This window comes from Streptomyces sp. NPDC001002 (genome assembly GCF_053599215.1).
This window is the reverse complement of the sequence record NZ_JBSFLV010000053.1, coordinates 1-17,788: the sequence shown is the minus strand read 5'-3', so window position 1 is coordinate 17,788 and position 17,788 is coordinate 1. Positions and strand designations below refer to the sequence as shown.

The 17,788-nt window shown below is 69.2% G+C and carries 16 protein-coding genes; 11 read left to right on the top strand and 5 right to left on the bottom strand.

The features are described from left to right. Positions 1–433: 433 nt before the first annotated feature. From ACWDR3_RS23990 to ACWDR3_RS23975, 4 genes are all read left to right on the top strand, one after another. Positions 434–3,451: a BTAD domain-containing putative transcriptional regulator gene (locus ACWDR3_RS23990; protein WP_450354589.1), complete on the top strand. Its 3,018-nt coding sequence runs from the start codon at positions 434–436 to the stop codon at positions 3,449–3,451. A gap of 54 nt (positions 3,452–3,505) precedes the next feature. Next, entirely contained in the window at positions 3,506–4,264 is a 759-nt protein-coding gene (locus ACWDR3_RS23985; protein WP_450354588.1) for a prepilin peptidase, read from the top strand. 71 nt (positions 4,265–4,335) lie between these two features. Then, positions 4,336–5,535 (top strand): cyclic dehypoxanthinyl futalosine synthase, encoded by a 1,200-nt coding sequence (gene mqnC, locus ACWDR3_RS23980; RefSeq protein ID WP_450354587.1) that lies wholly within the window; start codon positions 4,336–4,338, stop codon positions 5,533–5,535. Between the two features lie 15 nt (positions 5,536–5,550). Continuing rightward, the gene (locus tag ACWDR3_RS23975; protein WP_450354586.1) at positions 5,551–5,964 is read left to right on the top strand and encodes an imidazolonepropionase-like domain-containing protein; all 414 of its coding nucleotides are present in this window, start codon (positions 5,551–5,553) and stop codon (positions 5,962–5,964) included. 66 nt (positions 5,965–6,030) lie between these two features. On the opposite strand, the gene ACWDR3_RS23970 is transcribed toward ACWDR3_RS23975, so the two are convergent. Further along, entirely contained in the window at positions 6,031–7,068 is a 1,038-nt protein-coding gene (locus ACWDR3_RS23970) for a chitinase (RefSeq protein ID WP_450354585.1), read from the bottom strand. A 335-nt stretch (positions 7,069–7,403) separates the two neighbouring features. Between ACWDR3_RS23970 and ACWDR3_RS23965 the strand changes: the two genes are divergently transcribed. From ACWDR3_RS23965 to ACWDR3_RS23950, 4 genes are read left to right on the top strand one after another with little or no spacing between them, the layout of a single operon-like run. Next, positions 7,404–7,808, top strand: a complete 405-nt coding sequence (locus tag ACWDR3_RS23965) for a hypothetical protein (RefSeq protein WP_450354584.1) — start codon at positions 7,404–7,406, stop codon at positions 7,806–7,808. An 18-nt stretch (positions 7,809–7,826) separates the two neighbouring features. Continuing rightward, complete coding sequence (locus ACWDR3_RS23960; protein WP_450354583.1) at positions 7,827–10,187, top strand: bifunctional polysaccharide deacetylase/glycosyltransferase family 2 protein; 2,361 nt, start codon at positions 7,827–7,829, stop codon at positions 10,185–10,187. Positions 10,188–10,233: 46 nt separating this feature from the next. Next, the gene (locus tag ACWDR3_RS23955) at positions 10,234–11,367 is read left to right on the top strand and encodes an acyltransferase family protein (protein ID WP_450354582.1); all 1,134 of its coding nucleotides are present in this window, start codon (positions 10,234–10,236) and stop codon (positions 11,365–11,367) included. A gap of 35 nt (positions 11,368–11,402) precedes the next feature. Next, positions 11,403–12,098: a demethylmenaquinone methyltransferase gene (locus ACWDR3_RS23950; RefSeq protein WP_401714241.1), complete on the top strand. Its 696-nt coding sequence runs from the start codon at positions 11,403–11,405 to the stop codon at positions 12,096–12,098. A 27-nt stretch (positions 12,099–12,125) separates the two neighbouring features. Here ACWDR3_RS23950 and ACWDR3_RS23945 read toward each other — a convergent pair whose 3' ends face one another. Continuing rightward, complete coding sequence (locus ACWDR3_RS23945; RefSeq protein ID WP_450354581.1) at positions 12,126–12,443, bottom strand: PASTA domain-containing protein; 318 nt, start codon at positions 12,441–12,443, stop codon at positions 12,126–12,128. Between the two features lie 183 nt (positions 12,444–12,626). Continuing rightward, the gene (locus ACWDR3_RS23940; protein ID WP_450354580.1) at positions 12,627–13,133 is read right to left on the bottom strand and encodes a GNAT family N-acetyltransferase; all 507 of its coding nucleotides are present in this window, start codon (positions 13,131–13,133) and stop codon (positions 12,627–12,629) included. Positions 13,134–13,231: 98 nt separating this feature from the next. Between ACWDR3_RS23940 and ACWDR3_RS23935 the strand changes: the two genes are divergently transcribed. Continuing rightward, positions 13,232–14,518: a geranylgeranyl reductase family protein gene (locus ACWDR3_RS23935; RefSeq protein ID WP_450354579.1), complete on the top strand. Its 1,287-nt coding sequence runs from the start codon at positions 13,232–13,234 to the stop codon at positions 14,516–14,518. Between the two features lie 57 nt (positions 14,519–14,575). On the opposite strand, the gene def is transcribed toward ACWDR3_RS23935, so the two are convergent. Together def and ACWDR3_RS23925 are read right to left on the bottom strand one after the other, a co-directional pair. Beyond that, on the bottom strand, positions 14,576–15,202 hold the full coding sequence (gene def, locus ACWDR3_RS23930) for a peptide deformylase (RefSeq protein ID WP_450354578.1): 627 nt from the start codon (positions 15,200–15,202) through the stop codon (positions 14,576–14,578). Positions 15,203–15,436: 234 nt separating this feature from the next. Continuing rightward, positions 15,437–16,243, bottom strand: a complete 807-nt coding sequence (locus ACWDR3_RS23925) for a C40 family peptidase (RefSeq protein WP_450354577.1) — start codon at positions 16,241–16,243, stop codon at positions 15,437–15,439. Positions 16,244–16,987: 744 nt separating this feature from the next. On the opposite strand from ACWDR3_RS23925, the gene ACWDR3_RS23920 reads away from it, so the two are divergent. Together ACWDR3_RS23920 and ACWDR3_RS23915 are read left to right on the top strand one after the other, a co-directional pair. After that, positions 16,988–17,347 carry an NADH-quinone oxidoreductase subunit A gene (locus tag ACWDR3_RS23920; RefSeq protein WP_030379754.1) on the top strand — a complete coding sequence of 120 codons (360 nt, stop codon included), beginning with the start codon at positions 16,988–16,990 and terminating at the stop codon, positions 17,345–17,347. Positions 17,348–17,361: 14 nt separating this feature from the next. Continuing rightward, positions 17,362–17,788: NuoB/complex I 20 kDa subunit family protein (locus ACWDR3_RS23915; protein WP_450354576.1), on the top strand; the 427-nt coding region annotated here is incomplete at its 3' end.

Sequence of the window (17,788 nt, the reverse complement as noted above, 5' to 3'; positions counted from 1 at the left end):
GTATCCGCCCCCTCGATACCCCCCGAAGACGAATCGTCACCCCCACCACACCCCGTCAGCAGAAAGCTCGCCGCGATGGTGAGTGCGGTGGCGGTCGTGGTCAGAGCGCGGCGGGCCACGTTTGATCTCCCCCGAGGTTGGCGTGTGTGCAACAGAGAACGAAGCTATCAGGGGCGGGTAAGGGGGCCCTGGGGGCCGGTGGGGGGATTGTGTGGGGAACGTGGGGGGTGAGTCGGGCTTTTGGGGCGGGCGGTGCGGTATCGGGCGGGAGCGGGTCTCACCTCCGTATCAGACCTTCGACGATGCAAATAAGAGTCAATAGGATCTCTGTAGGCTCACTAGCCGTCCCGCTCCACCCCGCTCCATCCGCTCCACGCACCCGCTCCACGCACCCGCTCGACCCACCCACTCGACACGACCCAGGACACCCGCCATGCCGCGACGCCGCACCGCAAGCTCATCAAGCTCGACGGGCAACTCGACGGGCAGTTCGTCCGGCAACTCGTCGGGGCCCCGGAATCGGACGCCTCAGCCCGTCCGGATCCGGCGGCGCAGTTTCGGGGACTTCGTCAAGGCGTTCTTCGCGTTCGTGGCGCTGCTCGTGCTGGTCGTCGGGGTGCCCGGGGCGCTCGCGATGTTCATCGGGTGGCCGTTGCCCACCGGTGCGCCGAGTCTGGACTGGTTGCAGAACGAGATCACCGTCACCACCTTCCTCAACATCCTCACGGTGATCGTCTGGCTGGCCTGGGCGCAGTTCACCGCCTGTGTGTTGGTCGAGGTGAAGGCCGCCATGTCCGGGGTCGGCGTGCCGGGGCGGGTGCCCGGCGCCGGGCCCAGTCAGCTGCTCGCACGGCAGCTCGTCGCCGCGCTTCTGCTGGTCGGCGCCACCGCCGCCAGCCTCACGCCCGGGCTCTCGCAGCTCGGGCAGCACAGCATGGACGGGAACCAGAAGCCCACCGTCGCCGCCGCCCAGCAGACCCCGGGGCTCTTCGCGCAGCAGCAGGAGCAGGCGGCCGGTACCGCCGCCGCGCTCGCCGAACAGGCCTCCCACGCGGCCGCGCAGGCCGACGCCGGCGGCACCGCCAAGCAGGCCGACACGAAGTACTACCGGATCCAGCCGCCCGAGGGGCGCCACCACGACTCCCTCTGGGAGATCGCCCAGCGGCACCTCGGCGACGGCCGCCGGTACAAGGAGATCTACCAGCTCAACAAGGACCGCGTGCAGCCCGACGGGTCCAAGTTGTCCGAGGCCAGTCTCATCCGGCCCGGCTGGATCATGGAGATGCCCGGCGACGCCCACGGCGGCGAACTCGTCGAGATGCCCGACGCCCATGCGTCCAACGCGTCCGGTACGTCCAACGCCTCGGATCAGCTTCAACAGCAGATCCACGACTACGCGAAGAGCGGCGACCACGCCCAGGGCGCGGGGCAACAGGCCCAGGGCGGTGGCGAACACGGCACCGCCCACCTCACCTTGCCCGCACAGCGGCCCGCCGCCGACGCCGGTGGCGATGCCGGGCAGCAGCACGCCTCCGACCCTGCCTCCCACTCCGCCGACAGTGGTTCATTCGGGCTTCCCGAGGCTCTCCTCGGCGCCCCCCTCCTCGCCGCCGGTCTCCTTCTCGCCCTCGGCCGTCGTCGCCGACAGGCCCTGTGGCAGTCGGCGTTCGGTGCCGTCGGCGGGCGGCGCGGGATGGAACCGCCCACGCCCACGGGCGACGCCGCCGACGCGCAGGACGCCCTTCTCGTCGGCGCCGACCCCGAAGGCGTACGACTGCTTGATCGGTCCCTGCGGGGGCTGTCCGCGCAACTCGCCGCCGAGTCACGGGCGTTGCCGACCGTGTACGCCGCCTGGCTGACCAATGGTGATCTGCATCTGCAACTCGCCCAGCCCGCCGGCAAGCCGCCGGCTCCGTGGCAGCTCGGGCAGGATCAGACGTTCTGGATGCTGTCGCGTACGGACGGCGAGCGGTACGAGGATGTCGACACCGCCGCTCCCTACCCCGGGCTCGTCAGCCTCGGCACGATGGACGACTCGCGGCTGCTGCTGAACCTGGAGTCGGTGCCCGGCATCGTCTCGCTGAGCGGGCGGGAGGCCGACCGGGCCGCCGTATTCGCTTCCGTGGCCGCCGAGTTGGCGACCAACGGGTGGTCGGACCGCATGACCATCACCCTCGTCGGCTTCGGCGAGGACCTCACCCCGCTCGCGCCCAACCGGCTGCGCCACCTCGACGGCATCGACGACCTGATCGAGACCATGGAGGCCGAGACCCGGCAGCGGCGCGGGGCGCTCGGCGCGGCGGGGCACCACTCCGTACTGACCGGCCGTACCGGGCCCGCCCAGCACACCCGTTGGGCCCCGCACCTCGTCCTGCTCGCCGCCACCCCGTCCGCCGAGGACGCCGTCAAGCTGGCCGAACTCGCCTCCGGCGCGGGCCACTTGGGCATCGGCTACCTCGTCGGCACCGAGAACGGTGAACTGCCCGGCGCCGCCTGGGAGATGGAGATCACCGGCGAGGGCAAGCTCCTCGCACCCCTCCTCGGGCTCGAACTCGACGCCCAGATGCTGCCCTTGGCCCAACAGCGCGCCGTCGTCGACCTGTTCGTCGAGGCCGACCCCGAGCGCGATCCCCAAGGGCCCACGACCACACCGCCGTTCCTCGTCGACATCAGCGAGCAGGGCCGGCCCGCGGTGTACGCGCGGCTCGTCGGACCGTACGAGATCATCGGTCTCGACACCCCGGACGGGGAGCGCAGCGCGCTGCTGCACGAGGCGCTCGCGCTGCTGCTTCTGCACCGCGAGGGCGTGCACCCGCGCGTGCTGTCCTCCGCGTTGTGGCCGCGGGGCGTCACGGCGGACGTACGGGACGCGCTCCTGGACCGGCTGCGTGCCTGGCTCGGCGCCGATCCCGACGGCACTCCGCGGCTGACCGCCGACTCGACCGGGCGGCTCGTGCTCGCCAAGTCCGTCGTCTCCGACCTGGATGTGCTGCGGTCGCTGTACCACGAGGCCACGCAGGGCAAGGGCGTCGACAGCCGGGCCGTGCGCGGGCGCCTGCTCACGGACGCGCTGGTTCTCGTCCGCGGGCCGCTGCTCGCCGACCGGCCCGAGGGCCGCTACCGCTGGCTCACCCACGAGATCATCGACGCCCAACTCCCGCTGCTCGTCGCGGACATCGGGCTCGCCCTCTCCGCGTTCCACCTGGAGAAGAACCGCGCGGAGAAGGCCATCGAGGCCCTCAACGCGGCCCTCAACTCCGCCCCCGGCGACGAACGCCTCTGGAACGAACTCCTCCGCGCCACCCACGCCACCGGCGACACCGCCCGCCTCCAGTCCGTCGCCGCCGACCTCATCAACCGCAGCGGCGCGCGCGGACTGCCCCCACGGACCGAGGCCCTCCTCGACGAACTCCTGCCGACGTGGCGCAACGGCGTCGCGGCGGTGGGTTGAGCGACGGAGTGAGGGGCGGAGTGACCGGCAGGGGAAGCGCGGGGTGAGTTCCGGGTGAGTACGGGGGTGCTGATCGCCGTCGCCGCGTTGTGGGGTGCGGTGACCGGAGCGCTGTTGCCGCGAGCCGCCTACCGTTTCTCGGCGCCGATGGGGGAGCCCTGGCGGGACACGTGCCCGCGCGGGCACGCGATCGGCGGGGGGACGGGCGGCCGGCCCGGCGGGTGGATCGGGCGCGCGAGGTGCGAGGAGTGCGCTCCGACGGAGGCCCGCTACGGCCCCCGTACCCCCGTGACCGCCGCCTCCACCGCGCTCGTCTGTGCCGCCCTCGCCGCTGCCACCGGTACCCGGCCCGAGCTCGGGGTGTGGCTGCTGCTCGCGCCGGTCGGGGTGCTGCTGACGATCGTCGACTTCCGGGTGCAACGGCTGCCCGACCCGCTGACCCTGCCCCTCGCGGGCGCCGCGCTCGCGCTGCTGGGCGCCGTGGCCTTCGTACCGGAGCACGCGGGGGACTGGCTGACCGCGCTGTACGGCGCCCTCGCGCTCGGCGGCGGGTTCTTCCTGCTGTTCCTGATCAACCCCGGTGGCATGGGCTTCGGCGATGTGAAGCTGGCGCTCGGCCTCGGGGCGGTGCTCGGGTGGTACGGGTGGGCGACGGTGATGCTGGGCACGTTCGCCGCGTTCCTGTTCGGCGGGCTGTACGGCGGTGCGCTGGTCGTCGGGCGGCGGGCGGGGCGCAAGACGGCGATCGCGTTCGGGCCGTTCCTGCTCGCGGGGGCGTTCGTGGGGCTGCTGATCGGGGCGTACGCGGCCTGACGGCGACCTTGTCGGAGGGCTGGCGTAGGCTTGCCGAGTCCGTCCCGAACCTTGACGAAAGGCACGCCCCGGTGACCGAGAAGGCCGACCTTCAGTCCGTCCTCGACCGTGCCGCCGCAGGTGGGCGGATCACGCCCGACGAAGCCCTCGACCTCTACCGCGACGCCCCGCTGCACGCGCTCGGCGCCGCCGCCGACGCCGTACGCCGCCGTCGGTACGCGGGCACCGAGCACATCGCGACGTACATCATCGAGCGCAACATCAACTACACGAACGTGTGCGTCACGGCGTGCAAGTTCTGCGCCTTCTACGCCGCTCCCAAGGACACCGCCAAGGGCTGGACGCGGGACCTCGACGACATCCTGCGCCGGTGCGCGGAGACCGTGGAGCTCGGCGGCACACAGATCATGTTCCAGGGCGGCCACCACCCGGACTACGGCGTCGAGTACTACGAGAAGCACTTCGCGGCGATCAAGGGCGCGTTCCCCCAGCTGGTCATCCACTCCCTCGGCGCGTCCGAGGTCGAGCACATGGCCCGGATCAGCGGGGTGTCGGTCGAGGAGGCCATCACCCGGATCCACGCGGCCGGTCTCGACTCCTTCGCGGGCGCCGGCGCCGAGCTGCTGCCCGCGCGCCCCCGCAAGGCGATCGCGCCCCTCAAGGAGTCCGGCGAGCGCTGGCTGGAGATCATGGAAGCGGCGCACAACCTGGGCGTCGAGTCCACGTCGACCATGCTCATGGGCACCGGCGAGACGAACGCCGAGCGCATCGAGCACCTGCGGATGATCCGTGACGTACAGGACCGGACGGGCGGCTTCCGGGCCTTCATCCCGTACACCTACCAGCCCGAGAACAACCACCTGAAGGGCCGCACGCAGGCCACGCTCTTCGAGTACCTGCGGATGATCGCCATCGCACGCCTTTTCATGGACAACATCGCGCACATCCAGGGCAGTTGGCTGACGACCGGCAAGGAGGTCGGCCAACTCTCCCTGCACTACGGCGCGGACGACCTCGGCTCGATCATGCTGGAGGAGAACGTCGTCTCCTCGGCCGGCGCCAAGCACCGCTCCAACCGCATGGAGATCATCGACCTGATCCGCAAGGCCGGCCGCGTACCGGCCCAGCGGGCCACGACGTACGAACACATCGTCGTCCACGACGACCCGGCGAACGACCCCGTCGACGAGCGGGTCATGTCCCACATCTCCTCGACGGCGATCGCGGGCGGCACGGCCCACCCGGAGCTGAAGCTCCTCGCGTCGAACTGACGAACTGACGCTCCTGTGCTGACGATTCACACGGCGGACGCAGGCGGCGCGGTCGCGGTCGAGGGCGCCCGGATCGCGGGCGTGGGGAGTCTGGCGGAGGTCCAGGAGCGGTTCCCCGGCGCCCGGGTACGGACGTGGCCGGGCACCCTGGGCCCGGCCCGCATCCACGAGGGGCCACTGCCGGAGGCCCCGAGCCCGAGGGAACGTATCCACGGGGTACTGAAGTTGGGGGCGACGGCGGTCTTGGAGCGGTACGTCGACTCACCTGAACTACGGGCGGCGGCGAAGAGGAACGACGTCCTGATCCTCGCTAGCCCCCACAGGGAAGCCATCGTTGCCCAGGGGCGAGCGGACTTGGCGGTCTTCGACGAGACCGGCGCATGCATCGCGACGGTATGCGCAGGCAGGCTGGTCCACAGACGCCGGTGACTGCAGCGCCCCGTCAGGGGCGCGGGGAACTGCGCGACCAGCTACATACAACCCGCACGCGCCCACTCACCCCGCGAACGCTTCCCCAAACGCCCCCGCACTCTGATCAACCCCACTGCAATCGGTCGCCGCATCGTCAGACGCAGAGTCCCCGTCTTCACACTGCTGATCCCGAAACGTCGACCACATGGAGACCCACGCGATCTCCTTCTCCTCCGCGAACGCCCGCACATCCGCCGCGTCGGACAGAGTCAGCGTCTCCCCGTCCACGTCATTGACGCCGATCATCGAAGTGAGCGCCATCCCCCGCCACGCATCCGCGTCGGACAACCCGAACACCTTCTCCAACTGCGTATGCGCGGCCTTCGCCGAAGTCACCGCATAATCGCCCATGTCCCCGTCGTACGACTCCCCATAGTTCATGGTCATGAGATTCACCGAGGACACCTGAACGTCGTACTTGTTCGCCGACTCCAGCAACGCGACCCCGTCGGAGTCGAGCCCCGACGGCATCACCGGCAAAGTGAAGGTCACCTGGAGATCGCTCCGTTCCTTCTGCAGCAACGCGATCGCCTCCGACCGCAGAGCAACCCCGTCGGAGTCGGTCAACTCATCGCCCTCGATGTCGAAGTCGGCCTCAGAAGACCCGGCCGCGTCCAACGCCTTCCCGTACGCGGCGGCCAGCGCAGCCGCGCTGCCGCAGGTCGACGCCAGCTCCTTCCCGGAGGCTCCGCCGAAGGAGACCCGAACACTCGCACCATCCCCCTTCAGCGCGGAGATCCGAGACGCCACCGCCGAATCGCCGACGGCCTCCGTACCGTTCCACTTGGGCGTGCACGTGCTCCCCGAGGCGATCACGAAGGCCAGGTTGTACGTCGTCGGGGAGCCGGCCGAGTCGTTGTCGGACGCCTCCGTCGCGCTGACGTAGGGCGCGTACGAGGTACTGGACGTCGCCTCCTGCGAGGCGGTCGAACTGGGAGTCGTGGTCTGTTTCGGAGGATCCGACGCCGCGTCCGAGGTGTTGTCGGAACCGGCGGAGCACCCCGTCGTGGCCAGGGCAAACAGACATGTGACCCCGACCGCCGGCTTCAGGAAACCCCGCATTGAACATGCACCCGCTCTCGTGATTTCTGTCTCAGGCGTGAAACAAAGTCCCATTCAAATAGAGAACGTCTCACACGAGGCCGCTGTTCATGAAGACGGCCAACGCACAGGAAACGCATGGGAGATGATACGCGAATCGGGTCAACCGGGCGGAATAAATGGGACATTGGGCTCCTACTCCCTCGGGTGGGACCGTGCAGGCGTTCCCGGAATCTCATAGGGAAGCGACAGGTTAAGAGGTCTCTCATATGCGCCTCACAAGAAAACAGAACCCGGACACATAAAGACTCTCTAATGTCCGGGGAATGCATTCCGAGCCTGCCATCGAAAACCGCGTGACCGCACGCGGTCGCCGCCGCAAACGCGGCAACGAGTCCGCCGAGGGACCCGTGTTCGTTGACAACTCCGGACGCCGCTCGAAGCTGCTGCGCCGGATCGGTCTCTTTGTCAGCGTCCTGTGTCTCGGGTACGCAGCCGTGCTCGTCCTGGCCTTCATGGGCATCGGCACGTCGATCAACCCGTCCTCGCTGCTGCCCTTCGGCAACGGCCAGGCGGGACCCGCCGGGAACGGCAACGCCCCCGGCGGCTACCGCCAGCAGGGCAGCATCGGCAACCAGGTGGGCGGCCGCCCCAGCGGCCTTCCCTCCGCACCGCCCTCGGGCATCCCCACCACGTCCCCCTCAACGTCCCCCTCGACCTCCTCGTCCTCGTCCGCGTCCGCCGCCGCGAACGCCAACTGAGGGGAACGGCACACCCACATGTCCACGACGACGACGTCCTCACGCGGCCGTCGGCGCGCCCCCACCCGCATGGAGCGGGCGGCGGGCAAGGCCGCGGCGTTGCAGAAACCGCGAGTCATCCTCGCCCTGCTGCTCCTTCTCGCGCTGACCTGCATCATGCTGCTCGACGGCTATCTGCGCGCCGAGGTCGGCGGCGACCAGCGGGTGCGCGACGGGGCCAGTTCCAGCAAGGTCCCCGACAAGATCCTCAACGGCGGGCCGATCGTCAGGTTCCAGGGCGGTCAGGCCACGACGATCTCCGTACCGAAGAAGACGATCGCGCTCACCTTCGACGACGGCCCGAACCCCACGTACACGCCACAGGTCCTCAAGATCCTGAAGGAGAACGACGTCCCGGCCACGTTCTTCCTGGTCGGCTCGATGGTCTCGCGCTATCCGAGCATCGTGAAGGACATGGTCCAGCAGGGCAACGAGGTGGGGATCCACACCTTCACCCACGTCGACCTGTCGTACCAGAGCGACTCCCGCATCAAGCGCGAGATGGAGCAGACGCAGCTCGCCCTGGCGGGCGCGGCCGGCATCACGACCACGCTCTTCCGCGCGCCGTACTCCTCGGAGACGGACGCCATCGACAACTACAGCTGGCCCGTCTACAAGAAGCTCGGCGCCGACGGCTACATCAGCGTCTTCGTCGACACCGACAGCGACGACTGGAAGAAGCCGGGCGTCTCGAAGATCGTCGACTGGGCCACGCCCAAGGGGACCAGTGGCGCGGCGGTCCTCATGCACGACGCGGGCGGTGACCGCGAGCAGACGGTCGAGGCGCTGCCGACGTACATCAAGAAGATGAAGGCGAAGGGCTACACCTTCACCACCATCAGCGGGGTCGTGGAGAAGGACGGCGCCAGTAACCGCCGGGCGGCGGCGAACGGTTCGGCGACGGGGACGGTTCCCGGCGCGACCGGGCAGACAGCGGGCGGGCCGAACGGCGTGGCGGGGAACGCCGGTTCGGGAGCGCAGGGCGCACAGGGGAACGGCAGCGGAAATGCCGCCGCCGTGGCCCAGGCCCGCCTCCAGGCCGCCCACCGCACCGCCACCGGCGCAACCCTCTACGAGGGCAAGGCACTTGTGCTGGCCGTCGCCGTCGCCGAGTGGACCGTGCCCGCGCTCTCCGTCGGGCTGATCATCGTGGGCGTGGCCGTCATGGGCCGGTTCGGGATGATGCTGATCCTCGCCCGGCGGCATTACAGACAGCGCAACAAACGCCGGTTCAGCTGGGGGTCGACCGTCACCCGGCCGGTGAGCGTGATCGTTCCGGCGTACAACGAGAAGGAGTGCATCGCCAACACGCTCAAGTCGCTGGCGAAGAGCACGCATCCGATCGAGGTCATCGTCGTCGACGACGGTTCGACCGACGACACCTCCGAGATCGCCCGCCAGGCGGCCAGGGAACTGGGCATGACCAACGTCCGGGTCATCCGCCAGGAGAACGCGGGCAAGCCGGCCGCACTCAACAACGGGGTGCGCAGCGCCAGTTACGACATCGTCGTGATGATGGACGGCGACACCGTCTTCGAGCCGGAGGCCGTGCACCAGCTGGTGCAGCCCTTCGCCGACCCCGAGGTCGGCGCGGTCGCGGGCAACGCGAAGGTCGGCAACCGCGACACGGTCATCGGCGCCTGGCAGCACATCGAGTACGTGATGGGCTTCAACCTCGACCGCCGCATGTACGACCTGCTGCGCTGCATGCCCACGATCCCGGGCGCGATCGGCGCGTTCCGCCGGGACGCGGTGCTCCAGGTCGGCGGCATGAGCGAGGACACCCTCGCCGAGGACACCGACATCACCATCGCGATGCACCGCGCGGGCTGGCGGGTCGTCTACCAGGAGCACGCCAGGGCCTGGACGGAGGCGCCCGGTTCGCTCAAGCAGCTGTGGTCGCAGCGCTACCGCTGGTCGTACGGCACCATGCAGGCGCTGTGGAAGCACCGCAAGTCCCTTACGGACAAGGGTCCTTCGGGCCGCTTCGGCCGGGTCGGCATGCCGCTCGTGGTGATCTTCCAGATCGTCACGCCGGTCTTCGCCCCGCTGATCGACGTGTTCACGGCGTACTCGATGATCTTCGTCGACTTCCAGGCGGCGCTCTACGCGTGGCTCGCGGTCCTCGGCATCCAGCTCTTCTGCGCGGCGTACGCCTTCCGGCTGGACCGCGAGAAGTACCGGTACCTGCTGATGATGCCGCTGCAACAGCTGGCCTACCGCCAGATGATGTACCTCGTCCTCATCCACTCCTGCATCACCGCCCTCACCGGCGGCCGCCTGCGCTGGCAGAAGCTCAAGCGCACCGGCGAGGTCGGAACTCCGGCGGGGGTGAGCTGAGTTGGGTTCGCACAGAAGAGGGGCGCCCGCGAGTACGGCTGCGGCTGTGCCTGTTGCCACGGCTGTGCCCGCGGCTGCGGGTACAGCTGCGGGTACGGCTGAACCGGGCGTCCGGAGCACCGCCCCGCTCCCGCTCCTTCAACCCCCCGCCCGCGACCGCTACTTCGACACCCTGCGCGCGGTCGCTCTCATCCGGGTCGTCACCTATCACACCTTCGGGTGGGCCTGGTGCGGGATGGTCTTCCCGTCCATGGGCATCATGTTCGGCCTGGCCGGCACGCTCATGGCGAAGTCGCTGGAGCGGCCCGCGGCCAAGGTGCTGAAGAGCCGGCTGCGCAGGCTGCTGCCGCCGTTCTGGTTCTGGGGCGTCTTCGTCGTCCTCGCGATGCTGGTGCACGACTGGATGCCGGGCTGGGAGATCGTCTACTGGGTCGTGCCGCTCGGTGATCCGCCGGGCAACGCGTGGGGCCAGCAGGCCTGGGAGATCCTCTGGTACCTGCGGACGTACCTGTGGTTCGTGCTCCTCTCCCCGCTGCTCCTACGGGTCTTCCGGCTCGCTCCAGTCTTCGTGCTGTTGCTGTCCCTGGCCCCGATCCTGGTCCTCAACTACCTGTGGGCCGGGCCCGACAACCGCTTCGGCAGCGCCCTGTGGGACCTGTCGACGTACCTCTTCTGCTGGCTGCTCGGCTTCGCGCACCGCGACGGCGTGCTGGAGCGGCTGAAGCCCGCCCTGGTGGTCGTCCTCTCGCTCGCCGCGCTCGGCTACGGCGGCTGGTACGCCTTCTCGCACCAGGGCGAGGTCGGCACCTACGACCTCGACGAGATCCCGCTCGCCCAGGCCTTCTGGTCGGCCGGCTTCGTACTGCTGCTGATGTGGGCCAAGGCGTACTTCCGGATCGACTTCGCCTGGCTGACCCGGTTCCGGCGGACCGACCGGGTGGTCACGATCTTCAACGCGCGGGCCGTGACCATCTACCTCTGGCACGAGATCGCGCTGATCCTGGCGGTGCCGCTGATCGACCAGTTCTGGAACGTGCCCGCGTTCGAGAAGTGGCTGCCGCTGGAGAGCCAGTGGTTCATGTTCGGGATCGGCTGGATCCTGATCGCGGTGTTCGTGCTGGCGTGCGGCTGGGTGGAGGACGTGGCGGCGAAGAAGCGGCCGCGGCTGCTGCCCTCCTGAGCGGGTGGCGGGGGCCGTGCTGCAAGAATGGCCCGGTGACCCGCGCCTCCCTGAACAAGCAGCCGCACGAAGTCGCCTCGATGTTCGACGACGTGGCGGAACGGTACGACCTGACCAACGACGTGCTGTCGCTGGGCCAGGACCGGGTGTGGCGCAAGGAGGTGGCGAGGGCGGTCGACGCGCGGCCCGCGCAGAAGATCCTCGACCTGGCCGCCGGCACGGCGACCTCGTCGCTGCCGTTCGCCCGCACGGGCGCGTACGTCGTCCCGTGCGACTTCTCGCTCGGCATGCTCAAGGTCGGCAAGAAGAACCACTCCTGGCTGCCGTTCACCGCGGGCGACGCGACGAAGCTGCCCTTCCGGGACGACGTGTTCGACGCCGTCACGATCTCCTTCGGGCTGCGCAACGTGCAGGACTACGACTCCGCGCTGCGCGAGATGTACCGGGTGACCAAGCCCGGCGGCCGGGTCGTGATCTGCGAGTTCTCGCACCCGACCTGGGCGCCCTTCCGCACCGTCTACACCGAGTACCTGATGCGGGCGCTGCCGCCGGTGGCCCGCGCGGTGTCCTCGAACCCGGACGCGTACGTCTATCTCGCCGAGTCCATCCGCGCCTGGCCCGACCAGCCCGCGCTCGCCGGGCACCTGCAGAAGGCCGGCTGGTCGAAGGTGGCCTGGCGCGACCTCACGGGTGGCGTGGTCGCCCTGCACCGCGGCTTCAAGCAGAGCTGAGGGCTCCGCCGGGGCCGGGGCCGGGCTTCACGCCGAGTTGACGAAGGCGTACGGGTCGCCGCCGCGCGGCTCGTTCAGTTCGCGCTGCAGTCCGCCGCCGGGGGGCCTCGGCAGACGCGGCTCGCGCACCCCGCCACCGCCGTCGCCCTCACCGAAGTCGAACCACACGTACACCACGGAGTCCCGGGGCACCTCGGCGTTGGGCTGCGGGTACTGCCGGACGACGTACTCGACCACGGTCTGGTGGAAGTCGGGCCGGTCCGGCGCGTTCAGGAAGAGGCCGGTGTCCTCGGCCGTCCTGCGCGCGTCCATGGCCATCAGACCGACCAGCCGTGGCACTCGCACTTCGGGTGTTTTGGGTGTTAAGCGCACAGATGTCACCCCCAGCGGTACTGGCAGAGTAACCGCCTGGGGGTGGCGACCGGAAGGTCCAAGTGTCTTTCTGTAGCAGTCAGTTACTGTGAGTGACTTTTCCCGATCATCTACGATCACGGATCGCGCCGGCACCTCACGTGTCGCGCCGCCGCCTCACAGGTCGAGCCGGTAGCAGTGCCCCTCCCGGTCGCTCGACGGCGTCCGGAAGACCTCGTCCAGCCGCATGCCCAGCCGCCGCGTCACCGCGATGGACCGCTCGTTCTCGGCGATGACCATCGCCACCACCGTCGGCACGCCCGCCGCCCGCAACCGCTCCAGGGTCATCTGCGCGGCCGTGGTCGCGTACCCCTTGCCCCAGAACTCCCGGCCGAGCCGCCAGCCGATCTCGATCTCGCCCTTGGGGCCCCAGTCCTGCGGCCAGGGCTGGGCGCCGGTGAAGCCGATCACCCGGCCGGTGTCGTCGACCATGGTCCACAGGCAGAAGCCGTGCTCGGCGTCGTGCCGGCGCTGGCGGGCGGTGAGCTCCTCGTAGACGGACAGCTCCGCGGCCCTGCCGCCGTGGAACTCCATCACGTCCGGGTCGTCGAAGATCCGGTGCCAGGCCACGGCGTCCTCGTCGGTGGGGACGCGCAGCCGTACGACGGGCAGAGCTCGGTTCACGTTGGCAGCCCTTCAGCCGGGTGATCAATTCTGCTGAATAGACTGCCCTTGTCCAGTGCCGGTCGGCACGCAGATTCCGAACTTGGGGAGATCCCGCCGTGACCGATCCGCTCTCCGAAAGCACCGCCGATGTGATCGTCGTCGGCGCGGGGCCGGCCGGCTCCACGACCGCGTACCACCTCGCCAAGTCCGGACTCGACGTACTCCTCCTTGAGAAGACCGAGTTCCCGCGCGAGAAGGTGTGCGGCGACGGCCTCACCCCGCGAGCCACCAAGCAGCTGGTGGCCATGGGCATCGACATCTCCGAGGAGGCCGGCTGGCTGCGCAACAAGGGGCTGCGCATCATCGGCGGCGGCGTCCGCCTCCAGCTGGACTGGCCGGATCTGGCCTCCTACCCGGACTACGGCCTGGTCCGCAAGCGCGACGACTTCGACGAGCAGCTCGCCCGCAACGCCCAGAAGGCGGGCGCCCGGCTGTACGAGCGCTGCAATGTCGGCGCCCCGATCGTCGACGACCGCACCGGCCGTATCACCGGTGTGCACGCCAAACTCGGCGAGGACAAACGCGAAGTCACCTTCCACGCGCCGCTCGTGGTCGCCGCCGACGGCAACTCCACGCGCCTGTCCCTGGCGATGGGCCTGCACCGCCGCGAGGACCGCCCGATGGGCGTGGCCGTACGGACGTACTTCACCTCGCCCCGCCACGACGACGACTACCTGGAGTCCTGGCTGGAACTGTGGGACCGCCGCGGCCCCGGCGAGGACCGGCTGCTGCCCGGCTACGGCTGGATCTTCGGGATGGGCGACGGCACCTCCAACGTCGGCCTCGGCGTGCTCAACACCTCCGACTCCTTCAAGGAGTTGGACTGGCGCGAGGTGCTGAAGGCCTGGTGCGCGTCCATGCCGGAGGACTGGGGCTACACCCCGGACAACATGACAGGACCGATCCGCGGCGCCGCGCTCCCCATGGCCTTCAACCGCCAACCGCACTACACGCGCGGGCTGCTGCTCGTCGGCGACGCGGGCGGCATGGTCAACCCCTTCAACGGCGAGGGCATCGCCTACGCCATGGAGTCCGGCCAGATCGCCGCCGACGTCATCGTCCAGGCCCACGCCCGCCCGACCCCCGCGAGCCGCGAACTGGCCCTGCAGCGCTACCCGCGCGTCCTCAAGGACACCTACGGCGGCTACTACACGCTGGGCCGCGCCTTCGTGAAGCTCATCGGCAACCCGAAGGTCATGAAGATCGCGGCCCAGCGCGGCCTGACCCACCCGCTGTTGATGAAGTTCACCCTGAAGATGCTGGCCAACCTCACCGACCCGACGGGCGGCGACGCGATGGACCGCATCATCAACGGCCTGAGCAAGGTGGCCCCGAAGGCGTGACCGTCACCGCGAGCGGGCGCCGCCAACGGTGACGGCCGGGGTCTGTCCGGGCAGGCCCTAGCTGTTCAGCGCCTCGATGTTGGCGGCCCGGCGGGCGTACACCTCGTCGCGGTGTTCCTCCACCTGCCTCAGCGCGTCCCGGCGTTGGCGCTTGGAGAGGCGGTCCAGGTAGACGTGGCCGTTGACGTGGTCGGTCTCGTGGGCGAGGCAGCGGGCGAAGTACCCCGTGCCCTCGACGACGATCGGCTCGCCGTCCTTGTCGAGGCCGCGCACCACGGCCAGGTCCGGGCGGGGCAGTTCCATGATGGCGCCCGGCACGGACAGGCACCCCTCGTTGTCGTCGAGCAGCCGGCGTCCGGTCGGGTCGAGGGCTTCGATGACCGGGTTGACGATGTGCCCGACGTGCCGGACCCCGTCGTCGTCGGGGCAGTCGTACACGAACAACCGCAGATCGACGCCGACCTGGTTCGCAGCGAGGCCGGCGCCCTCGGCGACGTACATCGTGAGGAACATGTCGTCGATCAGCGCGGCGAGGTCGGGGCCGAACTCGGTGATGTCCCGGCAGGGCTTGTGCAGGACCTCTTCGCCGACCTCGGTGATGCGCCGCACCGACCCGCGCCGGGCCTCGGGCGCGAGCGGGGGATACGCGTCGACGGGCTTTCCCTGGACGAACACACTGGGCATGGCTGTCTCTCCTGTCGTGTGAGGACGCTGAGGAGGGGCAGGAGAGGGCCCTACGGGCCTTGGCAGCTTCTTCCCGCCCCCCAGGAGCCATGACAACAGAACGCGCCCGACAGCCGCAGGAGAACACCGGCCGCACCCACGGACGTTCCGCACCGGCGCCCCGCGGGCGGACGCCGGGAGGGCCGCTGCCCCCGAGCGGCTGCGGCCCTCACAAGCTGTCCGAATCTCTCAGGTTCAGAGCACCCGCACTGCACCGGTCGGCGGGTCGTACGACAGCGGCTTCTCGACGACGCCCGTCGAGGAGTTCTGCGCGCCGACGAACATGCCGCCACCGACGTACACCGCCACGTGGTACGCGCTGCCCGCACTGCCCCAGTACAGGATGTCGCCCGGCTGCAGGTTGCTCAGCGACACCTGGGTGCCGGCCGTCGACTGGTCCTGCGAGACGCGCGGCAGGCTGATGCCCACCTGCTTGAAGGCCGTCTGCACCAGACCGGAGCAGTCATAGGCGGACGAACCGGTCGCGCCGGACACGTACGCCTTGCCGACCTGCGCCTTGACGAAGTTGACGATGGCGGCCGCCGAGCCGGTGGCCGTCGACGAACTCGTCGTGGTGGTCGAGGGAGTCGAGGCGGTGAGCGTGGGCCGCTGGGTGCTGCGGCTGGCTGCCTCCTCGGCGGCGGCCTTGCGGGCCGCTTCCGCCTTCTTCTTGGCCTCCGCCTTCTTCTTGGCGTCCGCGAGGTCGACCTTGGCCTGCTTCGCGGCCTTTGCGGCGGCCGCGTCACGCTCGGCACGCAACTGGTAGTTCGCGGCTGTCTGCTGCGTGGCATCCGCGGACTGGGCGACCTGAGTGGACAGGTCGGCGGTCAGGGTGGGCAGTTCGAGGGTCTGGGTCACCGGCTCGGCGGCGCTCGCCGAGGCCGACGCGCCCGCCGCTGCCAGACTGAGTACGCCACCGGCGACTCCGGCACGCACCGCGATCGAAGTCGTCGCGTTGCGGCGGGGTTTCCGGTGGCTGCGTATGTGAGCGGTGTGGGACATGAGTCCAACCGGTATCAGGGGCTCCTCCATACCTTCAAGAAACGTGTGGTGCGCCACATTTACTCAATGGGTCCCCACAATCCCGGGCGTGGCGTTCCTTATTGACGCCGTAACGGACATTGCGGGCGGAGCCCGATCGGCCCGTGATCACGCTCTTTCGTCGTTACGCCCGAATTGCCCGCGGCCTACCACCGGTTGAGACAAGTGGCCAAGCCCCGCTCTCGGTCGCCTCTCATGGATGTGGCGGAGGTCACGCAACGGTCACAGCGGCGGCTGCGTCATGAGCGCGCCCCGGATCCTCACTCGCTCGTGAATGTGTGCACGTGTCCACATCGCGCCGCGCACCTCCCTCTGATGTGTGAATGCCGCCCTCTACCAAGGCGTCACGTCCAGCACCAATTTGCATGCACGGGAAGCCTCTTGATATGGAGACGCCCGCCTCGAACTGCGCCGACGAGCGGAAATGTCACCTCTGGTGATCACTCGGACGCTTCACGTATGAAGATCACCGCTCATCCGACTTCATGATCCTTCGTCAGGTGGTGGAGATCACAAAGCTTGTGCAATACCCCGTGTCGCAGATCACAGAGCGCCGGGCATAAGATGCGAGGCAGTTGGGCTTGTGACCTGCTTCACATGTTCTCGATCTTCGCTGGGACGCGAGGTGTTCGGGGATCCGGTGGGGCGGCAGCGGGCCCGGTGCCATCGCCAGCAGTCAGTGCCGACTGAGAGGAGCGAGGAGCGGTGAACGCGTATGCGCCCATCCTCGTACTGGGAGCCCTCGGGGCAGGCTTTGCGATCTTCTCCGTGGTCATGGCCACGCTGATCGGTCCGAAGCGGTACAACCGGGCCAAGCTCGAGGCCTACGAGTGCGGGATCGAGCCGACCCCCACGCCGGCCGGCGGCGGGCGTTTCCCCATCAAGTACTACCTGACGGCGATGCTCTTCATCGTCTTCGACATCGAGATCGTCTTCCTCTACCCCTGGGCCGTCACCTTCGACTCCCTGGGGATCTTCGGGCTCGTGGAGATGCTGCTCTTCGTGCTCACCGTCTTCGTCGCGTACGCGTACGTATGGCGGCGCGGCGGCCTGGAATGGGACTGAGGGGCCTTTAAAACATGGGACTCGAAGAAAAGCTGCCGAGCGGCTTCCTGTTGACCACCGTCGAGCAGGCCGCGGGCTGGGTGCGCAAGTCGTCCGTCTTCCCGGCCACGTTCGGCCTCGCCTGCTGTGCCATCGAGATGATGACCACCGGCGCCGGCCGCTACGACCTGGCGCGCTTCGGCATGGAGGTCTTCCGCGGTTCGCCCCGCCAGGCGGACCTGATGATCGTCGCGGGCCGGGTCAGCCAGAAGATGGCGCCGGTGCTGCGGCAGGTCTACGACCAGATGCCGAACCCCAAGTGGGTCATCTCCATGGGGGTCTGCGCCTCCTCGGGCGGCATGTTCAACAACTACGCGATCGTCCAGGGCGTCGACCACATCGTGCCGGTCGACATCTATCTCCCGGGCTGCCCGCCGCGGCCCGAGATGCTGATGGACGCCA

Bases quoted from the DNA above. Each gene is read 5' to 3' on its own strand.
- ACWDR3_RS23960 (WP_450354583.1), top strand. From the start codon at position 7,827: ATGTCCACGACGACGACGTCCTCACGCGGCCGTCGGCGCGCCCCCACC.
- def (WP_450354578.1), bottom strand. From the start codon at position 15,202: ATGCCCAGTGTGTTCGTCCAGGGAAAGCCCGTCGACGCGTATCCCCCG.
- ACWDR3_RS23925 (WP_450354577.1), bottom strand. From the start codon at position 16,243: ATGTCCCACACCGCTCACATACGCAGCCACCGGAAACCCCGCCGCAAC.
- ACWDR3_RS23990 (WP_450354589.1), top strand. From the start codon at position 434: ATGCCGCGACGCCGCACCGCAAGCTCATCAAGCTCGACGGGCAACTCG.
- ACWDR3_RS23970 (WP_450354585.1), bottom strand. From the start codon at position 7,068: ATGCGGGGTTTCCTGAAGCCGGCGGTCGGGGTCACATGTCTGTTTGCC.